The organism is Paenibacillus sp. GCM10023252 (genome assembly GCF_042653305.1).
GTDB lineage: Bacteria > Bacillota > Bacilli > Paenibacillales > Paenibacillaceae > Pristimantibacillus.
In genome coordinates this window covers 137,255-161,657 of the sequence record NZ_JBHSHW010000022.1, presented here as the reverse complement: position 1 = coordinate 161,657, position 24,403 = coordinate 137,255, and the positions used below count along the sequence as shown (strand labels likewise).

Here is a 24,403-nt window from a genome sequence, read left to right as displayed (position 1 = left end):
CTAGAAATGTGCAAACCAGTCAAGCCTTCTTATATTTTTGCGAGATTTTGTGTATGATAGAGGGATAGTAATTTTACGTGGGAAAGGTTGGTCGCCATGGAGATCAAGACATCATCTTCTAACTTTATTAAGAACATTGTCGTAGAAGACTTGGAGCAAGGCGTAGTGAAGGAAGTCGTGACCCGGTTCCCTCCGGAGCCTAACGGGTATCTCCATATTGGCCATGCCAAGTCGATCTGCATTAACTTCGAGCTTGCCGATGACTTCAAGGGCCGCACGAATCTAAGGTTCGATGATACGAATCCGGTGAAGGAAGATACGGAATATGTGGAATCTATTCAAGAGGACGTGCGCTGGCTAGGATTCGAATGGGACGAGCTTCGCTTCGCTTCGGATTACTTCGAAGAGCTGTATGACCGGGCTGTGTTGCTTATTCGCAAGGGCAAGGCCTACGTCGACGACCTGACGGCTGACCAGATGCGCGAGCTGCGCGGCACGCTGACCGAGCCTGGCAAGGACAGTCCTTATCGTAACCGCAGTGTGGAAGAGAACCTGGATCTGTTCGCTCGCATGCGCGCGGGTGAGTTCAAGGACGGGGAGAAGGTGCTTCGCGCCAAGATCGATATGGCTTCGCCGAATATGAACCTCCGCGATCCAGCGCTGTATCGTATTCTGCATGCCCATCATCACCGTACCGGTGACAAGTGGTGCATCTATCCGATGTACGACTACGCGCATCCGCTAAGCGACGCGATTGAAGGGGTCACACATTCCATCTGTACCCTTGAATTCGAAGACCACCGTCCACTGTATGATTGGACGATTGCGGAATGCGAGATGGAATCGGTGCCTCGCCAGTATGAGTTCGGCCGCCTTAATGTGACGAACACGGTCATGAGCAAGCGCAAGCTGAAGCTGCTCGTGGACGAGAAGGTCGTGGACGGGTGGGATGACCCGCGGATGCCGACGATTAGCGGCATGCGCCGCAAGGGCTTCACCGCTGAAGCGCTGCGTGAATTCTGCAGAGAGCTGGGTGTGACCCGCGGCGGCGGCTTCGTCGATGAACGGATGCTTGAGCACTACATCCGCGAGGACCTGAAGCTGAAGGCGCTTCGCACGATGGCCATTCTGCGCCCGTTGAAGGTCGTCATTACGAACTACCCGGAAGGGCAGATCGAGCAGCTTGAAGCTGAGAATAACGCAGAGAATGAAGAGATGGGCTCCCGTCATATTCCATTCTCCCGCGTGCTCTACATCGAGCAGGACGACTTCATGGAGAATCCGCCGAGCAAGTACTTCCGCCTGTTCCCTGGTAATGAGGTGCGTCTGAAGCATGCGTACTTCATTACCTGTCAGGAAGTCATTAAGGATGCCGAAGGCAATGTAGTCGAGCTGCACTGCACCTATGATCCCGAGACGAAGAGCGGATCTGGCTTCACCGGACGCAAGGTCAAGGGGACGATTCACTGGGTCGAAGCGACCCAAGCCGTGCCGGCGGACTTCCGCCTCTATGAGCCGCTCATTACGAGCGAAGCAGAGGAGGAAGGCAAGCCATTCCTGGAGTGCATTAACCCGAATTCACTAGAATTGCTGAACGGCTTCGTGGAGCGCAATATGCAAGGCGCGGCAGGGGGAGAGAAGTTCCAGTTCTTCCGCCACGGTTACTTCGGTGTTGACCCGAAGGATACGACCGAGCAGAAGCTGGTATTCAACCGCATTGTCTCCTTGAAAAGCTCCTTCGACCCGTCGAAGGCGTAGCAACAAGAGCACAAGGCCTGCCGCCATCATAGCGGCATGGCCTATAGGTGAACAAGAAGCCCGCCGGCACACAAGTGCTTTGGCGGGCTTGTTTTGTTTTTTTATTTTTTTTAACCCGTGTGGGTCACCGATAATTCGGCATGTATGGTATAATCTGGGGACTACATACTAACAGATTATGAAGCTGAGTGGGGGAGTAGCATGGCAGGTCGCACAGCGGTACGAGGGTTAATATTGGCAGGGGGCAGAAGCTCCCGAATGGGGGAGGATAAGGCGCTGCTGAAGGTCGGAGGGAAGCTCTTGCTTGAGGCATTGGTGGATCAGCTTGCACCATGGTGTGACAGCGTTATGGTTGCCGTCGGTGATGCGGACAGGGAAGAACGGTACCGCTTGGAGCTCGGGGCGGCTGCCGAGCAGGTAGAGTTCGTTCACGATCAATACCCTCGGTGCGGACCGCTATCCGGCATGCATGCTGGACTTCGTCACATGAGTGAAGGTTATGCCTTCGTCATCGCCTGTGATATGCCCGTCATCTCCATGCCGTTGGTCTCGCGACTGCAGCAGCATATCCCGGACGGGGCGGCTATTATCTATGCGAACAAGGAGCCGATGCATGCCTTCTATCATTCGCGAGCAGCTGAGCAGGTAGAAGCAAGCCTCTTAGCTGGTGAATATAGATTAATGAATCTGCTAGCCAAGCTTGATTCGCTAGAGGTGGAATGGACGGATATAGAGGAGGAGGGCGCAAGCCCCTTCCTCAACTTGAACACACCGGAGGACTACGCTCGTTATAGGAGGAAGGCTGCTCCTGTGACAGAATCGGAGGGGACGTTATGAACGGAACGTTGCAGAAGCACAGCGGCCTCATCATCAGCTTATTAGTCTTGGGAATGGCGTCGTTAACAAGCCTGATGCTCGTCGACCTGTTCACCTTCCGGCCGCGCCCGAATGGGCACTTCTCTGGCAACGGGAATCCAGCCCTGCTGTTCGTATTCCTGCTAGTTCCACTGTATGCCGTCTGGCTGGGGCTGGTGGGCCGTGCTTCCTATCTCTTCTTCGGAGAAGGGCTGACACGAGGGGAGGAGCGGCTTGGCATTGTGGTTCTATTGATCCTGCTGCTGCTCCTGCAAGCCTTCATCGCTTACGGCTATGCACATCTCATCTTCCATTCCTTAGGTTCGACCTCGGACCCTGAGGCGACTTTTGCAGGGAGCAGGGGAATGAATCAATATACGAATACCGCTTATGTGAATCTCATTACGTATACGATAGGCACTATTATCGCAATTCTTGCAGGTTACGTGTTTGCTCTGCTTCGGAGGAGGAATTAGATGACTTTCCAGACGAGGAATTCACCGCGAGTTCCGGGAGTTATTGTTTACACAATCTACCTAGGGTGGGCCCTTTATCAATATCTCGTCTTGTTTCGAGACAACTTCTTATCTGGAATCTTCGGCATTGTATACCTTATTCTAGTGTGCATTCTCATTGCCTTCGCCATCTATCGGGCATTCGACAAGCCTGCACCGCTGACATTGGCAGATGACTCCCTTCAGATCAGTCCTATCACACTGACAGCTAATCAGGTCAAGGTTATCTACATTAGTGGATACTTCAAGCCCGTGATCGGCATTAAGCCGGTCGGTAAGCAGCTGGTACCGATCCCCTTGTCCTTCCGCTTCATCAGAGAGCAGGAGGACGAGGGGATTAAGGAGCTTGAGCGCTGGGCTGAGCGGAACAAGGTCAAGCTGAGCAGGACAAAGTTCATGAGATGGTTGTAGGGGGGCTATGAAGTGAATAGCAATTTTGTCCAATACATGACTAGGAGCCCAGTTCCTAAGGGTTTTTTAGTTGTAAATATGGTGTTTGTTTTTATATATGTTTACCTGTTCTATTTAACCTTGGATTGGACGAGCATCCTGACGTATTTGTATATTGCACTTATTATATTCATGTCAGGTTACCTCTACCAAGTCATTGTTAGAGCCTTCGAACCTCCTTCACTTCTAGTGATGAATAGTGAGGCTATTCAGAGAGAAGGGCAGACCTTATTGGCTGCTGATATTCATTGTATTTACCAGGAGGGTGCCTTCCGTCCTATCATTGGAATTAGTCTTGTAGGGGAGAAAAAGGTACCAGTACACCTATGCTTCCGGTTTACCGCGGAAGACTCGGATGCTGGAGTGCAGCATCTACAGAAGTGGGCAAGGAATCATCAGATTCCGTATCGCTGGAGACCATTCGCAAGACAACTTAGGAGGCAAGAGCATTGACATCATCGAACTCGGCTGCTGAGAAGGTCGTCTACGTCGACACCAAGCAGGCAGCACTTACAACGAACACCCTTCCTGTAGAGCATGCCCATCCCGTGAAGACTTGGCATCGCTATTGGGCGAGGATGCTTGATATTCTTTTTTTCACCATGGTTATTCAGATCATTGCTGCCCTTATACCAGCCTATCAGCCAGGTCTCTGGATGGGATTGCTGGAGAACGTGATTATTCTCATTCTATACATACCTGTAGAGGCGCTGCTGATGTCTGGAATTGGCACGACTTGCGGGAAGTGGCTGTTCAACATTGTGGTTAGGCGCACTGGGGATGATGGTAAGTTAACTTATGTGGAAGCGCTCATGAGAGGCTATACCGTAATCTGGCGAGGACTGGGCCTATCTATTCCGTTCATTAATCTGCTATGTCTGCTGAATGCGCAATATGATCTGCGTGCGAAGGGGACGACGAGCTGGGATCAGGACCGCTTCCTCGTTATGCATGAGAGGATGGGCTGGCTGCGCAAGATGGCCTCTGTACTGCTCGTTATCGGCTATGTCTGCCTGTGGTTCGGGGACTTCTACATCCGGATAAGTCATATATAGTAGAGTGTGGTTCGACTATACGAGCAATAACAGTTGAGGGGCGTTACACGGGTGGAAATGAGTGAAGAGAAGAGCAGGCCGATCATCGTCCTGCTGCATGAGATCTATGGCGTGAATGCATTCATGGACAGCGTGAAGGGTACATACGAAGCACAGGGCTATGAAGTGATGTGCCCGAATCTGCTGGGTCGAGAGTCATTCAGCTATGAGGATGAAGCCTTGGCTTACAAGTACTACATGGGTGAGATTGGCTTGAACCAAGCACTCGATCAGGTGAAGCAGCTCCTGCTCGGGCAGCAGACGCAGCAGCGACAGGTTCTCCTCATCGGCTACAGTGTAGGAGCTACCCTGGCCTGGTTATGCAGCACGGAGCCGCAGGTGTGCGGAGTAATCGGGTATTACGGATCGCGAATTCGCGATTATACGGAGCTGTCCCCGGCTTGTCCCGTCTTGTTATTCCTAGCGGAGCAGGAATCTTCCTTCGAGCCCGCTGTGCTGCAGCAGCAGCTGGCTTGCAAGGAGAGGGTTGCGGTGAGCATGATGAATGGAGGGCACGGGTATGCGGACCCATATTCTCTTCATTATAACGAGGAGCTGGCGGTTCAGAGCCAGGAGCTGGCTGAGAGGTGGATGGAGGAGCGTATTGCAGAATAGGGAGGAGAATGCCGATGATCGTCGTCTATCTATTCGCCGGAGCGGCGGTGTTGTACCTGATCATCTACTTGGCCGTCATTACGGCGATGAATGACTCTAAGTCGACGAAGCTGCTCTCCGACATTCAGCAGCTGCTGCAAGAGAAGCAGGAGGTCGAAGCGACTGACAAGGAGCGGGTGCAGAGTAGGGATGAACTGTAACGATGGAGGGATACAGTAACTTCCTGCTGCTTCGATACGTCTCTAATGACAAGAACGATATTGGAGAGGGTGTAGAATGACGGGAATGGAGTGCTGCTTATGAGCGAGGTCATTAATTATTACACTTCCTTCGGTGAACGGGAGTGGAGCCGATTGGAGCGGGAGCCGCTCGAGTTCCTTGTGAATTGGCATTACATTCGGAAGTATCTGCCACCTGAGGGACTTGTGATGGACAATGGAGCTGGTCCAGGGCGTTATGCTATGGAGCTCGCCGTTCTTGGCTATCGGGTTACGCTCACTGATCTCACCCCAGGACTGGTGCAGCTTGCTGAGAGGAAGGCAGATGAGCTCAAGTTAAGCCGTTCATTCGATGGATTCCATGTTGCTAATGCTACGAATCTTAGCTTCATCTCGAATCATACCTATGATGCATCTCTCATGCTCGGCCCTCTCTATCACTTGCAGCAGGTCGAGGAGAGGGAAGCGGCGATGGCAGAGCTGAACCGGGTCACTAAGCCGGGCGGCGTTGTTTTCATTGCTATACGGAGCAGGCTTAATCATATGCTGACTTCACTTCTGCATCCGGAGAGTTGGAAGCCGAATAATCAAGTCGATGCTATCGAGCGATTTATGGAGACGGGATTATTTAATCATGCGGATGAGGGCAGGTATACGGGAGCTTACTTCTACAACGTGGAAGATATTCGTCCGTTCATGGAGAGCCATGGCTTCGACACCTTGGAGCTGATTGGGTCAACTAACGCAGGCGCTGTTCTCAGAGAGGACCAGTGGGCGCATTGGCGGGCCAAGGGTGAAGAGGAGTATGCCAAGCTCGTTCAGATGCTTATTCGGACGGCTTCAGAGCCTTCGCTGCTGGGGATGTCCTCTCATCTCCTGTACATCGGACGGAAGCGCTAATGGAACAACCAGTTCATATAGATACTTTATATAGATACTTAATTATCAAAAAATAAAACGAAAAGTTGCGGTAGAGGGAGAGGCTGCTGATGTATTCGGGACAATCGTGGAATGTATGGACCTCGGGAGATGAGGTGCTTAACTTCTGTATCTATGTCGGCTGTGCTTACGGGGTATTCGAATCGCATGACCGGAACAGGTACAGCTGTTGGCCCAATCAGAGCTTGCTGCGGGCAGAGGACGACCTCATGACGATCAAGCAGAATTGGCATCAATGGTGGACGAAGGTCGTTGCGATGAAGGCAGACCGTGTGGTGCGTAAGCAGTACCCTGCCTCACCTGCCCTAGTAGCCCCTTACTTCACAGCAGAATGTCCGATACTTCGAGCTTGCTGCGAGCGGGCATGGGAGCCATTCCAGCAATGGTGGTACATGCCGGCCGGCGGCCAGAGTGCCATCTACTACTGGGAGAGCGCTCCGCATATTCCTAGCTATATCTCGGAGTTCGAGCGTGAGATGGGTCGCAAGTCTAAGCCTTTTCAGCTTCAGATTGATCTGGTCTACACCGGTCTGAATAACCCGATTGAGCCAGCTCCCAATTACATCATATTCCCCGTAGGCCCCCTTCTCATTGATAAGGAGTGGTGGATGGAGCGGCTGAGGAGGATGGGGTAGGTGAACGAAGTGGTCCAGATGGAGGAATCGGACATCGATAAGAGTACTGGGCGAAGGCGGTTATCTTGGTACTTACTGTTTTGGTTAGTTTCGTATGCCATCATTCATTTGGTTTTATTTTTTATAATCTATGTCATGGACAGTGACTTCTCCTTCCTATCGGTACCCTCTGTCATGCTCCCCTTACTCTTCACCTTCATTATCATAGTAGCCGAGTGGCGAAGCGCGGCCGTACTTAATCGCTCCCGCCCGTTCATCGTGGCAGTTGCTCTGCTCTGTGTGCTCATCTCAGCGGTTCCCATGTATCGCTTATCCATGAACGAATACTACTCGTGGTTCACAGTCAGCAAGTGGGAGCAGCTTCCAATGAAGAGGCACATCATGATGGATAGCCTGCTGAAGAAGCATAAGCTCGTGGGGATGGAGAGAGATGAAGTAGAAGCGCTTCTGGGCGAAGGGGAGGAGTCTACCGAGATTGGGGAGACTGGTGCAATAACGACGACCTATCTAATAGGCTCAGTCATGATTGACCCCGTCTTCCTGGATATTGAATACCATTCTAATCGAATAGTATCAGCCTACCATATTAGACACCACGAGTAGCGAGCTCTAACTTAGCATGACGACGGAATCCAGTGAGTGTAGTATAATATGGACAAGTTGGTTCACAATTGGAGCTAGACTTAAGTTAGAGCGAATCCTAACCTTGAAGAGGAGGCGTTGCCGCTTGACGAGAGGGAAGTTGATCTATAACTTGGTCAGTGTCGTGTTGGTCGTCGCATTAGTCATGCTGATTAGTCTATTCATTAAGGATTATTGCATAGAGAGCTTAGAGATGACCCCATCGCAGACGAACAAGGTGCTGCTCCTCATGTACATCGTTAGCATTGCGACCGCTATCGGCGGGTGGGGGCTGGAACTGCTTAAGCATCGTCTCGTTGATCGTAAATAAAATAAACGGTACCCATACAATAGACACTTTGAGATAAGTGCTATCGTGTGGGTACCTTTTTATAGTCTAGAGACATACCCACTCCGTCCCATAGTAATTCCCTCCGTGTATGATGCCGTTCATTTGTCTCCTACTTTATGCTCCCAGTAACTAGTGCTTGTGACTCTTATCGAAAATCTCAGATGAGATACAATTTATCTGTTCATGAAAATTATTCCTACAACCTAGAAAGTGAGATGATGGAGCAGTGAAGAACGTAAGTTGGCGCAATAAACTGGGTGGAAAAGTGCTTCCTTGGTTAGTTGCAATTGGAATTGTGACGACTGGGGGAGTGCTGTACTCGGACATTGCAGAGGGGCATGGCTACATCCAGCAGCCGGCGAGCCGCGCAGTGCTGGGGGGAGCGAACAATGTGGGCGCTGTTCAGTATGAGCCCCAGAGTCTGGAAGCGCCTAAGGGCTTCCCTGAGGGCGGCCCCGCTGATGGGAAGATTGCTTCTGCAGGAGGTCTGTTCGGAGGAGTACTGGATGAGCAGACAAGCACGCGCTGGATTAAGCATGAGATGACAGGCGGTATCAACGAATTCACGTGGTATAAGACAGCGGCCCACAAGACGTCCAAGTGGCATTATTATATAACCACCAAGACCTGGAACCCGAACGCCCCGCTGAAGCGTTCCGACCTGGAGCACATCGCTACTATTCAGCATGACGGCTCGAACCCTGCCCAGACTGTCACTCACAGAGTGAACATTCCAACAGACCGCAGCGGGTATCATGTGATTCTTGCGGTATGGGATATTGCGGATACTGCGAATGCTTTCTACAATGTCATTGATGTGAATCTGAAGAATGGAAGCGTTGTGGTTCCGCCGGATACAGTAGCTCCTTCTGCTCCAACGAATCTGCATGTGATGAATACCGCCTCCAATGAAGTGAATGTGATGTGGATGCAAGCTTCCGATAACACAGGAGTGAGCCATTATGTCGTATATCGTGCAGACAACAATGGAACGGCTCGGCAGATCGGAACATCCGATACAACAAGCTTCAAAGATACTTCGGTACAACCAGGCAGCAAGTACTCCTATTATGTGGTGGCTGTAGATCGTGCCGGCAACGCTTCACAATCCAGCAACGTCATCCATGTGAACACTCCGGCAGTAGAACAACCGAATCCGACGGACCCCGATACGGTTAAGCCTTCTGTTGTAACCGGCTTGCATACGATGTCAGTGACACATGGGAGCGTCGATGTGATGTGGAATGCGGGTTATGACAATGTAGGTGTGAAGCACTACGTGGTGTATCGCAACGGTGTAGAGCTAGGCATTGCTGCGGGAACTTCGTATCTGGACACAACTGTGCAGCCCCAAGCGACCTACCAGTATACCGTCGTTGCGGTAGATGCAGCTGGCAATCGGTCGAATCCGAGTACAACGCTATCGGTAACGACACCTGCTAAGCCTGAATTGCCGTCGGTTCCCGAATGGAATGCGTATAGCACCTATACCGTCGGGACGAGAGTACAATACAAGGGTGTGGTGTATCAAGCTCGTGTCACGTATACAGGCCACGGAGATCCGAGCTGGAATCCGGAATCGGCATTGTCTCTATGGCTCCCAGTGAAGTAAATCATGTAAGGCGGCAGCGATAATCGCTGCCGCCTTCATCTCTGTAGGAGCTCCATTGCACGCATACTGACCTAACATCATGACTTGTTCTCCAGCGACTCCCGAGCGACACGCTCCACGCGCACGGTGCAGATCTTGAACTCCGGCATCCGCGAGATGGGATGCAGGGCATCGCTGGTGAGCTGGTTCACCGACAGCTCGCCGCCCCAGTGGAAGGGCACGAAGATCGTTGAGCGGTGGATGCTCTCCGTGATCTTCACCTCGAACACGAGCGAGCCGCGGCGCGTCGTCAGCCGCACCCGGTCGCCGAGCCTCAGGCGCAGCCGCTCGGCCACAACCGGGTGAAGCTCGGCGACAGGCACCGCCGCCTTCTTCAGCAGCGCAGGAGTCCGGCGAGTCTGCGCGCCGCTGAGGTAGTGATTGCCGAGGCGGCCGGTCGTCAGGATGTACGGATACTCCGTACAGACGGTCTCCGCCGGCAATCCCGGCGTAATGCCATGCAGACGCGCACGGCCGTCGGCATGGTAATAACGGCCATCCTCGAACATGCGAGGGGTGCCGGGATGGTCTGGGGCAGGGCAGGGCCAGAATAGGCCGCCGCTGCCCCGAAGCCGGTCATAGCTCATGCCGCTGTAGTCGGCCTTGCCGCCTGCCGTTGCCCGGCAGAGTTCAGCGAATACATCTTCCGGTGATTCGTACCGGAAGTATTCGCCTCTGCCGAGCCGTTCAGCCAGCTGCGAGATCAGCTGGTAATCCGGCATGCTTGCGCCGGGCGAAGCCAAGGCGCCGGGCCGGTGGAACACCCGCCCTTCGAGGTTCGTCAGCGTGCCCTCTGCCTCGAGGAAGGAGGAGCCGGGCAGCAGCCAGTGGGCATACTCGGCGGTCTCCGTCTCGAACAGATCCACGACGACGAGCAGCTCCAGCCGCTCCAGCGCCTCCTTCACCCGCTTGCTGTTCGGGCAGGAGACGAGCGGATTCGAGCCGAGCACGATCATGGCCTTGATCTCTCCATCGAGCACGCGGTCGAACAGCTCGTACGCCGACACCCCCTTGCCTGGCAGCTCCGCAGGATCGATGCCCCAGACGCCGGCGACATGCTCCCGCGCAGCAGGATCATCGATCATGCGGTAGCCTGGAAGCTGATCCGCCTTCTGCCCATGCTCGCGGCCGCCTTGTCCATTAGCTTGGCCGGTGACGGCGCCGAAGCCGCAGCCTGGCTTGCCCATCTTGCCTGTGAGCAGACATAAGTTCATATAGTTGAGCGTATGCTCCACGCCGTTCACCTGCTGCTCTACTCCGCGAGCCGTCAGCACGATACCCGTCTCCGCCTTGGCGAAGCCTCTGGCGATAGCGCGGATGAGCTCTGCAGGAACGGCCGTATAGCCGGATACCGTCTCTGGCGAATAGCCCCGTACCGCTGCGCGGATATCCTCCAAGCCATTCGTATGGTCACGAACGTAATGACGATCGTACAGCTGCTCCTCTAGAATGACGTAGAGCAGCGCGTTCACGAATACCGAATCGAAGCCCGGCTGCAAGCTGACATGGACATCCCCGAGCTTGGAGGTCATCGTCTGCCTAGGGTCAATCGTGACGATGACGGCGCCATTCTTCTTCGCAGCGACCAGGTAAGGGGTCATCGTAGGCTGGCATTCGGCAATATTCGTGCCTGCTAGAATAATATACTTCGCGAGCGGAATATCATCGAGCGGAATGGTAAGTCCCCGGTCAACGCCGAAGGCGCGCATGCCAGCCGCTGCTGCAGAGGACATGCAGAAGCGGCCGTTGTAGTCGATATAGCGGGTGCGCAGCGCGACACGGGCGAACTTGCCCAGCAGGTAACACACTTCATTCGTCAAGGAGCCGCCCCCGAATACAGACACCGCATCTGGTCCATGCTCCTGCTGAATATGCTGCAAGCGACTCGCAATATCATCCAGCGCGTCGTCCATCGTGCTAACCGACCAAGCTCTTCCCGGACCCGCAGCGCCATAGTCCCGGCGGAGAGGCGTCAGCAGCCGATCCGGATGCTGGGCGTGGACGAGTGAGTTCAAGCCCTTCTGACAGAGACGGCCGGTCGCCACAGGGAAGGAGGAGCTGGGCTTCACCTCCCAGCCGGAAGGATTCTCCGCCGGTAGGAGCTCCATGCCACACTGCATACTGCAGTAGCAGCAGTGCGTCTTCACTCGCTGGTTCAGTTGTTGGTCTTCCTGGATGGGGGCAGCCGTCATCTGTTCGTTCCTCCTTCAACCGTCGACATCATCTATTACATCAAGCAGATCGCCTATATCCTCCCCGTCCCAGATGGACATAGAGCTATCCCTCCTCATTCTCGGTCCCGGTGCCAGGCGTCCTGATTAGGAAGCAAGCGTATCTTGCGTGAGCGCCTTGCCGCCCTGACCGATCCATGACTTCTTCCAACCAATCTGCACGATCATAATCATCACGATACAAGCAAGCGCAATGCCGCTCAGGATGAGGAAGCCAGGCGTATAGGAGCCCGTTGTCAGCTTCATATTGCCTAGAATCTTAGGCAGGAAGTAGCCGCCGAGGCCGCCCGCCGCGCCGACAATGCCCGTTACGATGCCAATCTCATTCTGGAACCGCTGCGGCACGAGCTGGAACACAGCCCCATTGCCCATCCCCATCCCCATCATCGCGATGAACAGCAGCCCTACCATGAGTCCGAGCGGAGGGAGGGAGGAGACACAGGCCAGCATAATCCCGACGACTCCGTACAGCACGAACAGCATCCGAATACCGCCGAACTTATCCGCCAGCCAGCCCCCTACCGGTCGGAAGAAGCTGCCCGCGATGACGCAGATCGTAGCGAAGTCCGCAGCGCGAACGGCACTAAGCCCATATTGTGTGTTGAAAAAAATCGTCAAATAATTCGCCATCCCGACAAAACCGCCGAACGTCACACTGTACATAATACAGAACACCCACGTATCCTTCTGGCTCAGAATCGAGGCATAATCCTTCAGCTTCTTCGGAGCGGGCTGGTTCGGACTGTCCTTCGCCAGCAGGCTGAAGACCAGGAACACCACAACGATTGGAATGAGAGCGAAGCCGAACACGACATGCCAGGAGCCGTAATGCTCGGCAATTCGGTTAGCGAAGAGCGTCGTGAACACGGTGCCGCTGTTGCCGGCGCCGGCGATACCCATAGCGAGCCCTTGATATTGCGGCGGATACCAGCGGGAGGCGAGCGGCAGAGCAGCGGCGAAGGAAGCGCCGGCTACGCCGAGCAGCAGGGCGACAATGTGCAGCTCCTGCAAGGAATCAGCGAACTGCCAGCCCCATACGAGCGGAACCATCGTAATGATCATCCCGATCTGTCCGGTCCGCTTCGGTCCGATATAATCGGTCATGAAGCCGAGCACGAGACGTAGGATGGAGCCTCCCAATATAGGCAGGGCAACGAGATTCGCCTTCTGAGCGGCATCCATCTGGTAATCATTCATGATGACGACAGCGAGCGGGCCGAGCAGCACCCAGATCATGAAGCTAACGTCGAAGTATAGGAAGGAACTGAGCAGAGAAGGACTGTGACCGCTTTTTAGGAAACCATCACGATTCATCATACAACATTACTCCTTTGGCTTTTGGAATTTTAGATGGATTGCATCATAAAAGGCCGCATAACAATCCCCAGTAGAGGATTGAAAATGCGGCCTCATTGCCTGACGGCGGCACGACATTGTGCCAGCCGGAATTCGTTTCGTTCACGTCCTTGTGAGCTTAACCGAATTATAGGGGACGTCTTGCGGGTATGTCAAGATAGTTAACATGAATTATTTTGTGAAAAGAATTCGAAGCCGCCATCACCCATGAATGAGCTGATACACCTTCACAATGTTCATCGCAATGTCCCCAATCCTCTTCCGCTCATTCATCGCTTGCTTGCGCAGGAAGTCATAGGCTTCCGCCTCGGATATGCCCTTAATCTCGCACAGCACGGACTTCGCTTGATCAATCCACTTGCGCTCCTCGAGCCGCTGCATGAGCTGCTCGCGCTCCTCGCCCCAGCGCTTGCGCTGCAGGAAGCAGCGGACGCCCCAGCGCAGTGCATACTGCATCTCGTATGCCGTCATGGAGGGGAATAGCAGACCGTCAAGTGAATACCCCCAGTCCATCTCGCGTGGCAGCTCCTGCTTCGCGCAGCTGTACCAGAAGATCGGCAGCTTGCGCATCCGGACAGCGGAATTCTGCCATTCATTCATCTTCTCCAGCGGAACATGCAGCACGACTGCATCTGCCACCGAGATCAGCCTCTGAGATTCCTCTTCATTCTTCGCAAGATGCAGCGTCCTGCAGTTCTGCTGCAGCTGGGCCACCTGGGCATCGGGATGACCATTCGTAATTAGCAGGATTGTTGACAGCATTGAAGCAATCACCTCTTAGATTCCTTACTCATAGCCTTCTCTCACTCTAACACGGACTGGCAAAGTTGTAAGTTAATATAACACGGCTCCCCAGCTCTGTCGACGTAAAAAGGTGAGTACCCTCAGGGAAATAGAGTTCCTTCAACTATGGGAGAATAACTAACTTCATTATTGAATCTTGGCACATAGAAGAGAGATTCATATTTTTATGTTAACTATATTGACATGAAATTTGCTGGGAGGTATACTTTAGTCAAATTTATACGCAGTCGACACAACGGCGTGTCGCATCCAATTCGGCAACGAGGCCTATCTTTATGTGGTTTTTTTACACATGGGGATAGGCCTTCTTATGTACAGGAGGAATAGCTGATGATGAAGTCCAGATTAGTAATGATTGGCAATGGGATGGCCGGGGTGTCGTTCGTCGAACAACTGTTGAAGCTGAATCCGAATCGGTACCAGATTACGATTATTGGCGCAGAGCCGCATCCGAACTACAACCGCATCATGCTCTCGTCGGTGCTGGCCGGTGACGCGACGATGCAGGACATCGTGCTGAACGACTGGAGCTGGTATGAGCAGAACGGCATCACGCTGCATACGGGCCAGACGGTTACGGAAGTGAATACGACCGAACAGGTCGTAGTGACACGGGAAGGGCTGTCCCTTCCTTATGATGAGCTGGTGCTGGCCATCGGCTCGCTGCCGTTCATGCTTCCGCTGCCAGGCGCAGACAAGGAAGGGGTCATCGCCTTCCGCGATATTAAGGACTGCGAGACGATGATCGAGACGGCGAAGAATTACCGCAAGGCGATCGTCATCGGCGGCGGCCTGCTCGGCATTGAAGCGGCCAGAGGCTTGCTGAATCTGGGGATGGAAGTTAGTGTGGTGCATATTTTCAAGTACCTCATGGAACGTCAGCTTGATGATACGGCCTCAAGACTGCTGCAGGAGGAGCTGGAGCGCCAGGGCATGAAGTTCCTGCTGGAGCAGCAGTCAGACAGCATCCTCGGGGAGGATCGCGTGAAGGGACTCCGGTTCAAGGACGGTACTGAAGAAGAAGCGGACCTCATCGTCATGGCGGTCGGTATCCGGCCGAATGTACAGCTGGCGAAGGATGCAGGCATTGAAGTGAATCGGGGCATCGTCGTGAATGACTATATGCAGACCAGTATTCCGAATGTGTATTCGGTAGGGGAATGCGCGGAGCATCGCGGCATGGTATATGGATTAGTTGCACCGCTCTATGAGCAAGGCGCTATCCTCGCTAAGAAGCTGGCAGGTGTAGACAGCGAAGGCTATCAGGGCTCGGTCTTGTCGACGAAGCTGAAGGTGTCCGGCGTGAACGTCTTCTCCGCAGGAGACTTCGCGGATGCTCCGGGTACGAAGGCGCTTCGTGTACAGGATGACCTGGACGGTGTATATAAGAAGGTCGTGTTCAAGGAGGGCAAGGTCGTCGGTTCCGTTCTGTTCGGCGATACGTCTGAAGGCTCGCGGATGTTCGCACTTATTCGCAGTGGCGAGGACTTCTCCGGCAGGGAGAAGGAAGTGCTGTTCGGAGCAGGGGGCGGCGGTAAGCCTGCTAGCACGGCGGATCTGGTTGCCACGATGAGTCTGGATGAGATCGTCTGCGGCTGCAACGGCGTCACCAAGGAGACGATTGTCGAGGCGATTACGGAGAAGGGCTGCGTCAGTGTGCAGGAGATTAAGGCGTGCACGAAGGCGTCGGGCTCCTGCGGCGGCTGTAAGCCTCTTGTTGAAGCGATTCTGCTGAATACGGTTGGTGCGGATCAAGTGGTTGCAGCGAAGGAAGGCATCTGCAGCTGCACGGCGCATACGAGGGACGAAGTCGTTGCTTCTATTAAGGAGATGCATCTGACGACGACGAAGGAAGTCATGCATGTGCTGGAATGGAGCAATCCGGAGGGCTGCTCGAAGTGCCGTCCTGCCATTAATTACTACCTGGGCATGATCTATCCGGAGGATCACGAGGATGAGCCGGAATCCCGGTTCGTCAACGAGCGCAACCACGCGAATATACAGAAGGACGGCACGTTCTCCGTGGTTCCTCGAATCTACGGCGGGGTTACGACTCCAGAGGATCTGAAGCGGATCGCGACGGTTGCAGAGAAGTACGAGGTCCCCTTGGTTAAAATAACCGGAGGCCAGAGAATCGACCTTCTCGGCGTCAAAAAAGAAGATCTTCCGAACGTCTGGAAGGAGCTTGATATGCCTTCTGGCTATGCTTACGGGAAGTCGCTGCGGACGGTGAAGACTTGCGTCGGCAATACGTTCTGCCGGTTCGGCACCCAGGATGCCATCAAGATGGGCATCGATATGGAGAAGCGGTTCGAGCGGCTGAACACGCCGCATAAGGTGAAGCTGGCGGTGTCAGGCTGCCCGCGGAACTGCGCGGAAGCGACGATTAAGGATCTTGGCGTCGTCGCGATCGACGGCGGATGGGAGATCTATGTTGCCGGCAACGGCGGTACGAGAGTGCGTGCTGCTGATCTGCTGACGAAGGTGAAGACGGAGGAAGAAGTGCTGGAGTGGACGGGGGCCTACCTGCAATATTACCGGGAGACGGCGAACTTCGGGGAGCGTACGAGCGAATGGTCCGTCCGCGTAGGCCTAGATACAATCAAGGCGGCGCTGTCGGAGCAATCCGAGCGTGACGCGCTCGTTGAGCGGATTGACAAGACGCTTGGCCTGACGAAGGATCCTTGGCAGCAGATTATTGAGAGCGATGAGCTCCGCAAGGCATTCGACGCGCTGACTGGCCCGGTGGCTCCAGAAGCGGCTGCGGCTGGAGAGCCGGGAGCTTAGCATAACGAGGACTCATGCTTGAGGGTTGCCGGCGTAGCTGCTGAACGAGCTGAGTCTCCGCCGGAGTAGGCGTAACAGCAGATATTAGCTTAACTGGTTGGGCTGGCTAACGGAACGGACAGACGTTATTTCACAGTAAACAGCCAATATGGAAGAGCTAACGGAACTGGATGCTCTTATTGTGCAATACACAGCCGTATACCTCTCGATGTTAGCCTAATAAGGTCGCTTAGTTCCGTTAGGTAATGAGAATGTTGCTATATAGACCGAATAAGGGCTGTAGGTTCCGTTAGACACCTAGCCAATCAGACATAACAATAGCGATAGTTGGCGGCATGCCCGACTAATCCGCTAGTAGACTTACTGCATCGGTCCCCATCATATTGGAATGATTGGTTCGATGGGATTCTTCTTGAAGCTGTTCCTTTACTAGGGATGCAGATGGTTAGTGAGAGGGCTGGAATCACATGGAGGGAGAGGTTAGGATGAATGAATTCATCGTGGGTCATATATCGGAATGGGAGGAGAGGCGCAGCCGCGTGCTGCGCTTCGGCGATCTGGAGCTGGCGTTGTTCCTGCTGAGCGACGGGACCGTTAAGGCCGTAGAGAACAGCTGCCCGCATAAGCAGGGGAAGCTGTCCGAGGGTATGGTGTGCGACCATCATGTCTATTGCCCTCTTCATGATTGGAAGATTGATCTGAGAGACGGCAAGGTGCAGGATCCGGATGATGGCTGCGTGACGACGTTCCCAGCCAAGGTGGACGCTGGAGGCAATGTGGTGTTGCAGATTGATATCATGCGCTATCGGGCGGGGTAGTGGTTGATAGTTAGATTAGGCCGGTGGGCAACCATGGAGAGCCTATCATACAGTAGTAGAGATGGAGTGCAGATGTAGATAGAGAGTGAGTTCGGTCTTTTTTTTATCGAAGGGGAGGGGTGGCCATGGCTCGGTTAGAGGGAATTCGGATTGCAGTTACCGGTCCGCGCAAGGCGGAGGAGATGAGCAAGATGGTCGGCAAGTTCGGAGGAACGGCGGTCATTCGTCCAGCTCAGGGAACGGTGTTCCTGGATGACTCTTCTATAGAAGAGCAGCTGGGTGAGCTTATCCGCAGGCCTGCGGATTGGATGCTGCTGACGACTGGTGTCGGGACGGAGGCTCTTGTGCAGACGGCCGAGAAGCTGGGACTGCTGGAGCAATTCCTGGAGACGCTGGGTCGGATGAAGCTGGCCGCCCGCGGCTACAAGACCGTCGGCGTCCTTCGCAAGCTCGGGCTAACGCCGACTGTCCGAGATGACGACGGGACAACAGCCGGATTGCTGCGTGCGATGGACGACTATGAGTTGCAGGATGCTAGAGTAGTGCTTCAGCTCTATGGCGATCCCGCCCCTCGAGTTACCGGAGCCTTGGCCGCCCGCGGTGCGGTATGTGAGGAGCTGCTGCCTTATCGGCATATTCCGCCCGAAGGCGATGTAGTTGAGAGATTGATAGGTGAGATCGTGGCTGGCGAGGTGGATTCGGTTGCTTTTACGAGTACGGTGCAGGTTCGGTATGTGATGGGTTCGGCCGTTCAGCTCGGTCTGTATGAGCAGGTGCTGGCAGCGTTCGAGGGTCCGGTGCTCGCAACAGCCGTTGGCAAGGTAACCGCGGAGGCGCTTCAAGAGGAAGGCATCGAACGGATCCTCTATCCCGAGGAAGAACGGATGGGCAGCATGGTGGTTGCGATGTCGAAGTACTTCGGCAAGGGGGGCGGCTCGCTTGCTGCCGAGGAGCGTGAGGCTGTGGTGCGGGCGAATGAGGCTGGGGAGTGCTCGAGGGAACAGGGAGTGGGCTGCCTGAGATAAGATCTCCCTATCGTGGTTGTCCAGTAGTGAACCTGAGTGAAAACAACTGCCATGGCAGCACAGGGGAGTGGCGAAGCTGCCCAGCGTCTGCAGCTGCGAGCGAGCGGTGGGCGTCCAGGCTCCGCCCTCGACACGAGTGCAAGTAAGAACCGCCTAGGGTGCTTGGCGGTTCTTTTTGCGCTGCGCAGCCGACATGGGGCGGCGGCTGCCCCGCGGAGCAGCAATAGCATCGCAATGTGATGCTGCAGGGAGCAGACGGGGGTAGTTGAGCGCAATAGCATCACAATGTGATGCTGCAGGGAGCAGACGGGGGTAGTTGAGCGCAATAGCATCACAATGTGATGCTGCAGGGAGCAGACGGGGGTAGTTGAGCGCAATAGCATCACAATGTGATGCTGCAGTGTGCAGGCGGGGGTAGTTGAGCGCAATAGCATCACAATGTGATGCTGCAGGGAGCAGACGGGGGTAGTTGAGCGCAATAGCATCACAATGTGATGCTGCACGGTGCAGACGGGGGTAGTTGAGCGCAATAGCATCACAATGTGATGCTGCAGTGTGCAGGCGAGTGTAGTTGGGCTCAATAGCATCACAATGTGATGCTGCAATCCGCTGGGGAGCGCAGTTCGCTGCAGTAGCATCCAATAGAGATGCACCTGAATGGCGGTCCGGCCTCGGCGGGCGGGCCAACGAGGTGCAAAAATGCACCTGAATGGCGGTCCGGCCCTGGCGGGCGGGTCAACGAGGTGCAAAAATGCACCTGAATGGCGGTCCGGCCTCGGCGGGCGGGCCAACGAGGTGCAAAAATGCACCTGAATGGCGGTCCGGCCCTGGCGGGCGGGCCAACGAGGTGCAAAAATGCACCTGAATGACGATCCAGCCCTGGCGGGCGGGCCAACGAGGTGTGCTCGCTAAGCAGCAGCGCCCTACACCTGCCGCTACCCTTCATTCCACCCTTGACAACGTAGAGGAAGGGGGATAGAATGATTTTCATAAGGGCAACCTAACGTTCGTTAGGAACAAGAACAGCGCGGCTGAGACGAAGAAGGCAACTTAGCTCTCCTACATGCACGGGTAACAACAAGCTCTTCTACATGCACGAGGTAACAACGAGCTCCACCTATTATCTACTAAGAGGTGAATAACCATGTCCGATATACATCCACCTTCAGTGCCGTCGTCAACACACTCAGCTGCCACAACCTCCGACCGGATCAAGCAGGAGGCGCTTGGATGCTTCCTGGAGTCCGGCTACGAGGGAGCATCCATGTCTGAGATCGCCAGGGCAGTGGGCATTAAGACACCATCTATCTACGCTCACTTCAAGTCGAAGGAGCAGCTGTTCATGGAGCTTGTCCACGATGTCTTGCGCGACGAACACCTCCAGCTGTCAGCCAGCATTCCGCTGAAGGAGGGCCAAGACGCAGTTGGTCAACTTCGAGCAGTATATGATTTATTCACGAACCTGAATCAACTGACGACCGGGCAAGCGTTCCTCAAGAGAACGATGCTCGTCCCTCCAAGGCATCTGAAGGAGGAGCTGCAGCGGCTGTTCTTGCAATATGAGACGGAGTATACCGACTATCTGCACACGATTATGCACAGAGGGCCATCCGGCCAGGCATCGCTGTCGCAAGCGGAGATCGATTGGATGATTGCCGTGTTCTTCGCTTATACAGATGGGCTGCTGGTGGAATACCAACTATACAATGAGGAGCTGTATGAAGCTCGCAAGGAGCTGCTGTGGGAAGCCTTGCTTGAGACCTGGGCAGCCAGAGAGGATGGATAGAAGATGGGTTGGATGTACTTGTTATTCGCAGGGGTGCTAGAGGTAGGCTGGTCCTTCGGGCTTAAGTATTCTGAAGGCTTCACGAAGCTCGTTCCAAGCCTCATTACGGTTGTCTTGCTTGCGCTCAGCTTCATGCTGTTCGCCAGGGCGATGCGTACCATTGAGATCGGCACGGCTTATGCGGTGTTCACTGGGATCGGGACGGTGGGAACGGTCATTGTCGGAATTGCTATCTTAGATGAGCCGTTCGACATGGTTAAGCTGTTGTTCGTAGCGATTCTAATTGCGGGGATTGTCGGGCTGAAGCTCGTCTCCAAGGATAAGAAGGCCGAGACAGCAGGTTAATGCATTTATTTGTAATCATGTAAAAAATAAGGGGTGTGTAACCATCATGGCATGGATTTTTCTACTCATATCAGGGCTGGGCGAGGTAGGCGGGGTTACGTTCATGAAGCTGTCGAACGGCTTCCGCAACTGGAAGGGCACCGTCGGCGCAGTGTTATTCGGCTTCATCTCCTTCTACTTCCTATCGAAGGCGCTGCAGGACATTCCAATCTCTACGGCGTATGGAATATGGACCGGAATCGGATCCGTGGGGAGCGTTCTGTTAGGTATGCTGGTGTTCAAGGAGTCGAAGGATCTGCGCAAGATTCTGTTCGTCCTCATGATTATCACAGGGGTTGTCGGACTGAAGTTCGTCGGAGGCGGCGGTCATTAAGGCTGAAGACCGTGACATTCGAGCAACTCGGGCGAATATCGCGGTCTTCGTTACGCCAGCAGCTATTCCAGCATATAGGATAATGTTGTAAACTAATATTCGTTATAGTCCATTAATAGAGGTGAACACCATTAATCCATCCCAACTATCCGAGCTGACCGCCCTTGTCGAGGGGCAGCTCATTCCAGGCCTGCAGCTCATGAGCGAATCTGACTGCGAGCCGATCAAGGTGACACATACTCCCAAACCGTGGAAGGTGCTGGGAGCCGGTAACTACGCTGGCGTATTCGCCCATCCCGATTGGGAGGACGCGGTCGTGAAGGTGTACGCTCCGGGCCGAGAAGGCTGGGAGAGCGAGCTGGAAGTATACAGCAAGCTGGGCAGCCATCCCGCCTACTCCGAGTGCTACGGCTCTGGCATCCACCAAGGCCGCCAATACCTAATTCTTAAGAGAATCAGAGGGATGACGCTATACAACTGTGTGCTTCACGGCATACTTATTCCCCAGAGCGTCATTCATGATATAGATGAAGCATTAGACTATGCGAGAACTCAGGGGCTTCATCCCCATGACGTCCATGGCAAGAATATTATGATCGCAGACGGCAGAGGGCTCGTCGTCGATGTGTCAGACTTCCTGAAGGAGCAGCCATGCGGCATGTGGGATGACTTGAAGAAGGCATACAACCGCATCTACATGCCATTCTTGTCCAGGCGGACAGTACCGGTCCCGGAATGGGTGATGGATGGCGTCCGCAAGGGATATCGCTATCTCCGGAACGCCGCCCTGACGGGCAAGTCCTCTTAGCCGAACATGCGCGAGCAGCGTAATACAGGCCAGCTCCCCTTAGCCGAAGCCATCAATGGACGATCATCTAGGCCGGACGTGCAACCTGCAGCAGCAAGCCAAGCATCTCTTCCTTCGGATAAGCACCAGACAGTGCATAGCGATTGTTGAATATCAGGTAAGGAACGCCCGTGATCCCCAGCTTCTTCCCACGCTGCAGACTGGCCTGCACCAGCTCCTCGCCATCACCTGACTGCAGCCGCTGCTCCAGCTCTTCCGGCGAGAGACCGATTCCCTGAGCAAGCGCGAGCAGAACGGTCAGCGACCCGATATCAGCTCCTTCTTCGAAGTAAGCGCTGCTGAGCCGCTGGACCAGCTCTTCCTGCTTGTGGGCCGGCGTGATGGCTAGCAAGCGATGGGCGAGTCTGGAATTCGGAGCAACCGTAATGCGGTCGAACGCCAGGGTTACGCCGACAGCAGCCCCGGCAGCGGCGGTAGACGCCGTAATGCGGGCAACCGCCTCAGCCCCGCCCATCTTCTTCTCCATCATCTTAAGGAATGGTTCGCCCTCTGGCGGGATATCAGGGTCTAGGATGAAGGAATAATATCGAATCGTTACCGTCTCATCATGACTCTGGCGCCATTCGTCCAGCGCATCATGCAGATTTCTCACACCGATACGGCACCAAGGGCATACGAAGTCAAGATACACGTCTATGTGCATGGATGCAGGTCTCCTTCAAGGGTGTAGTATAGGCTTGTCTTCACAGGGGGCGGATACCTATAAGTATGAACGATTCGGAGCACCTTCACAACGAGCCTCGCAAAAAAAAAGGAGCGACCCTCCTAATGGAGCGCCGCAGCAGTCATACGGAACAGCTTGTCAAATTCGAGAGGAGTCACGGAAAGTCCTTGAGCTAGAGGGAGCGGGCTACGCTTGTTCTTCGTCGAATGCAGCAAGCAAGTCGCGAGCACGGTCTTGGTCCTTAGTCCGTACATGGATTCGCTTCAGTCCGTTGCCCTCTAGCGTAATCTTGGACTTCAGCCCGCTTACCTTGAAGTAAGCTTCCAGTCGATCAATCAGTTCGGCTCTTGTGCCGCTCTCGGTTCGGAGGGGTGTCCACCGATTCCACAGCAGTCCCATAAGAAACTCTCACCACCTTGATCAGAGATGTGCATACTGTCTTCTACTTATGTTATTCAAGGGTCAGGCCTGATGATGACAGCTGTATGTGCGGTTCTGTATAAATTTTTAACCCCGGCTTGTCCCACCTCTGTTTCATCTATCGGGAAGGTGGTAATATAAAGAAGGCAAGCTTGCTGTATAGGTGTTGGTTGTAATCTGTACAATAAGAGAATGATGTCATGGGAAAAGGTTGACAGCCCCAACTGTAACTGATAAAATTACAGTAGAAAGCAGGGAGGCCGTACACCGTGAACAGCGAATTTACGATAGCCGTACACAGTCTTGTCTATCTGGCTTATGTGCCGGATCGCATGGCAACAAGTGAGATGATAGCTGATAATGTAGGGACTCATTCCGCGAGGGTGCGGAAGGTGATGAGTCTGCTCAGGCGCAGCGGATACGTGGATACACGTGAAGGTGCGGGCGGAGGCTATAGGCTGACGATTGATCCTGATGTCGTTACTCTGGGAGATATCTACCGGGTGATGGCTCAAGGCTCGCTCATGCCAAGCTGGTGCTCAGGCAATCCAGAGATGGATTGCGTCGTCGGATCCAATATGAAGCAAGTGATGGACGGCATCTTCTGCCGAGCGGAGAAGCAGCTGGAAGACCACTTCAGCGCTATCACGATTCAGGACGTCTTAGGACAGATTCATGACTGTAAGTAAGCTCGCGGTGAAGCTGGTGTGGCGGTACATTCCTTAGCATACGAATCATACGACTCGAGAGGATGATTGAATATGGCAGTAGCATTGACCAAAGAGAATTTCTCAGCAAGCGTAGAGAGCGGCGTATCCCTGGTAGACTTCTGGGCACCATGGTGCGGACCTTGCAAGATGCAGCTTCCAATCGTAGAGGAGCTGGCTACTGAGCTTGAAGGCACAGCCACTATCGCGAAGATTAATGTAGACGAACAGCCGGAGCTTGCTTCCCAGTTCGGCGTCATGAGTATCCCTACACTTATCCTGTTCAAGGATGGCCAGCCTGTCGATAAGATGGTAGGCGTACAGAGCAAGGACTCCTTGAAGAACAAAATCCAAAGCCACCTGTAAGCTCTAAGGCTGCAGATGAGTGGATGAACATGCAAAGCTGTTCCTTTTTTATAGGAATGGCTTTTTTTCTTTTTTTCCAAGGGATAGGCGCAACTTCCATATCATTCCTGTCGTCTATACAGGTGAACAGGCTATTGCCTTAGTTAATGA

Annotated in this window: 26 protein-coding genes; 21 read left to right on the top strand and 5 right to left on the bottom strand. The window is 54.0% G+C overall.

Annotated elements, in window-relative coordinates; genetic code table 11:
- Positions 1-96: 96 nt before the first annotated feature.
- The 12 genes from ACFO9Q_RS14090 to ACFO9Q_RS14035 all read left to right on the top strand — a co-directional run bounded on the left by ACFO9Q_RS14090 (position 97) and on the right by ACFO9Q_RS14035 (position 9,664).
- Positions 97-1,758 carry a glutamine--tRNA ligase/YqeY domain fusion protein gene (locus tag ACFO9Q_RS14090; protein ID WP_379183051.1) on the top strand — a complete coding sequence of 554 codons (1,662 nt, stop codon included), beginning with the start codon at positions 97-99 and terminating at the stop codon, positions 1,756-1,758.
- A 201-nt stretch (positions 1,759-1,959) separates the two neighbouring features.
- Positions 1,960-2,595: a molybdenum cofactor guanylyltransferase gene (locus ACFO9Q_RS14085; RefSeq protein ID WP_379183049.1), complete on the top strand. Its 636-nt coding sequence runs from the start codon at positions 1,960-1,962 to the stop codon at positions 2,593-2,595.
- Complete coding sequence (locus ACFO9Q_RS14080) at positions 2,592-3,089, top strand: hypothetical protein (protein ID WP_379183047.1); 498 nt, start codon at positions 2,592-2,594, stop codon at positions 3,087-3,089. Before ACFO9Q_RS14085 ends, ACFO9Q_RS14080 begins: the two co-directional genes overlap by 4 nt.
- On the top strand, positions 3,090-3,539 hold the full coding sequence (locus ACFO9Q_RS14075; RefSeq protein ID WP_379183045.1) for a hypothetical protein: 450 nt from the start codon (positions 3,090-3,092) through the stop codon (positions 3,537-3,539).
- A 488-nt stretch (positions 3,540-4,027) separates the two neighbouring features.
- A complete protein-coding gene (locus ACFO9Q_RS14070; protein ID WP_379183043.1) occupies positions 4,028-4,633 on the top strand; it encodes an RDD family protein in 606 nt (201 codons plus the stop codon).
- Positions 4,634-4,690: 57 nt separating this feature from the next.
- Positions 4,691-5,287: a dienelactone hydrolase family protein gene (locus ACFO9Q_RS14065; RefSeq protein WP_379183081.1), complete on the top strand. Its 597-nt coding sequence runs from the start codon at positions 4,691-4,693 to the stop codon at positions 5,285-5,287.
- 14 nt (positions 5,288-5,301) lie between these two features.
- Positions 5,302-5,487, top strand: a complete 186-nt coding sequence (locus ACFO9Q_RS14060; protein WP_379183041.1) for a hypothetical protein — start codon at positions 5,302-5,304, stop codon at positions 5,485-5,487.
- Between the two features lie 99 nt (positions 5,488-5,586).
- Positions 5,587-6,405, top strand: a complete 819-nt coding sequence (locus ACFO9Q_RS14055; RefSeq protein ID WP_379183039.1) for a class I SAM-dependent methyltransferase — start codon at positions 5,587-5,589, stop codon at positions 6,403-6,405.
- An 89-nt stretch (positions 6,406-6,494) separates the two neighbouring features.
- Positions 6,495-7,079, top strand: a complete 585-nt coding sequence (locus ACFO9Q_RS14050; protein ID WP_379183037.1) for a hypothetical protein — start codon at positions 6,495-6,497, stop codon at positions 7,077-7,079.
- A complete protein-coding gene (locus ACFO9Q_RS14045; RefSeq protein ID WP_379183035.1) occupies positions 7,080-7,682 on the top strand; it encodes a hypothetical protein in 603 nt (200 codons plus the stop codon).
- 124 nt (positions 7,683-7,806) lie between these two features.
- Entirely contained in the window at positions 7,807-8,031 is a 225-nt protein-coding gene (locus ACFO9Q_RS14040; protein ID WP_379183033.1) for a hypothetical protein, read from the top strand.
- 247 nt (positions 8,032-8,278) lie between these two features.
- A complete protein-coding gene (locus tag ACFO9Q_RS14035) occupies positions 8,279-9,664 on the top strand; it encodes a lytic polysaccharide monooxygenase (RefSeq protein WP_379183031.1) in 1,386 nt (461 codons plus the stop codon).
- A 77-nt stretch (positions 9,665-9,741) separates the two neighbouring features.
- On the opposite strand, the gene ACFO9Q_RS14030 is transcribed toward ACFO9Q_RS14035, so the two are convergent.
- The 3 genes from ACFO9Q_RS14030 to ACFO9Q_RS14020 all read right to left on the bottom strand — a co-directional run bounded on the left by ACFO9Q_RS14030 (position 9,742) and on the right by ACFO9Q_RS14020 (position 14,052).
- Positions 9,742-11,895, bottom strand: a complete 2,154-nt coding sequence (locus ACFO9Q_RS14030; protein WP_379183029.1) for a molybdopterin oxidoreductase family protein — start codon at positions 11,893-11,895, stop codon at positions 9,742-9,744.
- Positions 11,896-12,021: 126 nt separating this feature from the next.
- Positions 12,022-13,248: a nitrate/nitrite transporter gene (locus ACFO9Q_RS14025; protein WP_379183079.1), complete on the bottom strand. Its 1,227-nt coding sequence runs from the start codon at positions 13,246-13,248 to the stop codon at positions 12,022-12,024.
- A gap of 243 nt (positions 13,249-13,491) precedes the next feature.
- Entirely contained in the window at positions 13,492-14,052 is a 561-nt protein-coding gene (locus tag ACFO9Q_RS14020; protein WP_379183027.1) for an ANTAR domain-containing response regulator, read from the bottom strand.
- 375 nt (positions 14,053-14,427) lie between these two features.
- Between ACFO9Q_RS14020 and nirB the strand changes: the two genes are divergently transcribed.
- From nirB to ACFO9Q_RS13985, 7 genes are all read left to right on the top strand, one after another.
- On the top strand, positions 14,428-16,881 hold the full coding sequence (gene nirB, locus ACFO9Q_RS14015) for a nitrite reductase large subunit NirB (protein WP_379183077.1): 2,454 nt from the start codon (positions 14,428-14,430) through the stop codon (positions 16,879-16,881).
- Positions 16,882-17,366: 485 nt separating this feature from the next.
- Positions 17,367-17,699, top strand: a complete 333-nt coding sequence (gene nirD, locus ACFO9Q_RS14010; RefSeq protein ID WP_379183025.1) for a nitrite reductase small subunit NirD — start codon at positions 17,367-17,369, stop codon at positions 17,697-17,699.
- A gap of 125 nt (positions 17,700-17,824) precedes the next feature.
- The gene (locus tag ACFO9Q_RS14005; protein ID WP_379183023.1) at positions 17,825-18,724 is read left to right on the top strand and encodes a uroporphyrinogen-III synthase; all 900 of its coding nucleotides are present in this window, start codon (positions 17,825-17,827) and stop codon (positions 18,722-18,724) included.
- A 1,144-nt stretch (positions 18,725-19,868) separates the two neighbouring features.
- Positions 19,869-20,510, top strand: coding sequence for a TetR/AcrR family transcriptional regulator (locus ACFO9Q_RS14000; protein WP_379183021.1), 642 nt, complete (start codon positions 19,869-19,871; stop codon positions 20,508-20,510).
- A gap of 3 nt (positions 20,511-20,513) precedes the next feature.
- The gene (locus ACFO9Q_RS13995; RefSeq protein ID WP_379183019.1) at positions 20,514-20,855 is read left to right on the top strand and encodes a DMT family transporter; all 342 of its coding nucleotides are present in this window, start codon (positions 20,514-20,516) and stop codon (positions 20,853-20,855) included.
- 46 nt (positions 20,856-20,901) lie between these two features.
- Positions 20,902-21,228, top strand: coding sequence for a DMT family transporter (locus ACFO9Q_RS13990; RefSeq protein WP_379183017.1), 327 nt, complete (start codon positions 20,902-20,904; stop codon positions 21,226-21,228).
- A 121-nt stretch (positions 21,229-21,349) separates the two neighbouring features.
- Positions 21,350-22,036 (top strand): serine/threonine protein kinase, encoded by a 687-nt coding sequence (locus tag ACFO9Q_RS13985; protein WP_379183015.1) that lies wholly within the window; start codon positions 21,350-21,352, stop codon positions 22,034-22,036.
- 67 nt (positions 22,037-22,103) lie between these two features.
- Here ACFO9Q_RS13985 and ACFO9Q_RS13980 read toward each other — a convergent pair whose 3' ends face one another.
- Positions 22,104-22,739: a DsbA family oxidoreductase gene (locus ACFO9Q_RS13980; RefSeq protein ID WP_379183013.1), complete on the bottom strand. Its 636-nt coding sequence runs from the start codon at positions 22,737-22,739 to the stop codon at positions 22,104-22,106.
- Between the two features lie 207 nt (positions 22,740-22,946).
- The gene (locus tag ACFO9Q_RS13975; RefSeq protein WP_379183011.1) at positions 22,947-23,159 is read right to left on the bottom strand and encodes a hypothetical protein; all 213 of its coding nucleotides are present in this window, start codon (positions 23,157-23,159) and stop codon (positions 22,947-22,949) included.
- 290 nt (positions 23,160-23,449) lie between these two features.
- Here ACFO9Q_RS13975 and ACFO9Q_RS13970 point away from each other — a divergent pair, with 290 nt between their 5' ends.
- Positions 23,450-23,869 carry an RrF2 family transcriptional regulator gene (locus ACFO9Q_RS13970; RefSeq protein WP_379183009.1) on the top strand — a complete coding sequence of 140 codons (420 nt, stop codon included), beginning with the start codon at positions 23,450-23,452 and terminating at the stop codon, positions 23,867-23,869.
- A gap of 72 nt (positions 23,870-23,941) precedes the next feature.
- Positions 23,942-24,253 carry a thioredoxin gene (gene trxA, locus ACFO9Q_RS13965; RefSeq protein WP_379183007.1) on the top strand — a complete coding sequence of 104 codons (312 nt, stop codon included), beginning with the start codon at positions 23,942-23,944 and terminating at the stop codon, positions 24,251-24,253.
- The last annotated feature ends 150 nt before the right edge of the window (positions 24,254-24,403 follow it).

Excerpts from the sequence above, each read along its gene's own strand:
- ACFO9Q_RS14060 (WP_379183041.1), top strand. The coding sequence starts at position 5,302 with ATGATCGTCGTCTATCTATTCGCCGGAGCGGCGGTGTTGTACCTGATC.
- nirD (WP_379183025.1), top strand. The coding sequence starts at position 17,367 with ATGAATGAATTCATCGTGGGTCATATATCGGAATGGGAGGAGAGGCGC.
- ACFO9Q_RS13980 (WP_379183013.1), bottom strand. The coding sequence starts at position 22,739 with ATGCACATAGACGTGTATCTTGACTTCGTATGCCCTTGGTGCCGTATC.
- ACFO9Q_RS14080 (WP_379183047.1), top strand. The coding sequence starts at position 2,592 with ATGAACGGAACGTTGCAGAAGCACAGCGGCCTCATCATCAGCTTATTA.
- ACFO9Q_RS14055 (WP_379183039.1), top strand. The coding sequence starts at position 5,587 with ATGAGCGAGGTCATTAATTATTACACTTCCTTCGGTGAACGGGAGTGG.
- ACFO9Q_RS14075 (WP_379183045.1), top strand. The coding sequence starts at position 3,090 with ATGACTTTCCAGACGAGGAATTCACCGCGAGTTCCGGGAGTTATTGTT.
- ACFO9Q_RS14065 (WP_379183081.1), top strand. The coding sequence starts at position 4,691 with ATGAGTGAAGAGAAGAGCAGGCCGATCATCGTCCTGCTGCATGAGATC.
- ACFO9Q_RS13995 (WP_379183019.1), top strand. The coding sequence starts at position 20,514 with ATGGGTTGGATGTACTTGTTATTCGCAGGGGTGCTAGAGGTAGGCTGG.
- ACFO9Q_RS14090 (WP_379183051.1), top strand. The coding sequence starts at position 97 with ATGGAGATCAAGACATCATCTTCTAACTTTATTAAGAACATTGTCGTA.
- trxA (WP_379183007.1), top strand. The coding sequence starts at position 23,942 with ATGGCAGTAGCATTGACCAAAGAGAATTTCTCAGCAAGCGTAGAGAGC.
- ACFO9Q_RS14025 (WP_379183079.1), bottom strand. The coding sequence starts at position 13,248 with ATGAATCGTGATGGTTTCCTAAAAAGCGGTCACAGTCCTTCTCTGCTC.
- ACFO9Q_RS14020 (WP_379183027.1), bottom strand. The coding sequence starts at position 14,052 with ATGCTGTCAACAATCCTGCTAATTACGAATGGTCATCCCGATGCCCAG.
- ACFO9Q_RS14000 (WP_379183021.1), top strand. The coding sequence starts at position 19,869 with ATGTCCGATATACATCCACCTTCAGTGCCGTCGTCAACACACTCAGCT.
- ACFO9Q_RS14050 (WP_379183037.1), top strand. The coding sequence starts at position 6,495 with ATGTATTCGGGACAATCGTGGAATGTATGGACCTCGGGAGATGAGGTG.
- ACFO9Q_RS14030 (WP_379183029.1), bottom strand. The coding sequence starts at position 11,895 with ATGACGGCTGCCCCCATCCAGGAAGACCAACAACTGAACCAGCGAGTG.
- ACFO9Q_RS13990 (WP_379183017.1), top strand. The coding sequence starts at position 20,902 with ATGGCATGGATTTTTCTACTCATATCAGGGCTGGGCGAGGTAGGCGGG.
- ACFO9Q_RS13975 (WP_379183011.1), bottom strand. The coding sequence starts at position 23,159 with ATGGGACTGCTGTGGAATCGGTGGACACCCCTCCGAACCGAGAGCGGC.
- ACFO9Q_RS14085 (WP_379183049.1), top strand. The coding sequence starts at position 1,960 with ATGGCAGGTCGCACAGCGGTACGAGGGTTAATATTGGCAGGGGGCAGA.
- ACFO9Q_RS14005 (WP_379183023.1), top strand. The coding sequence starts at position 17,825 with ATGGCTCGGTTAGAGGGAATTCGGATTGCAGTTACCGGTCCGCGCAAG.
- nirB (WP_379183077.1), top strand. The coding sequence starts at position 14,428 with ATGAAGTCCAGATTAGTAATGATTGGCAATGGGATGGCCGGGGTGTCG.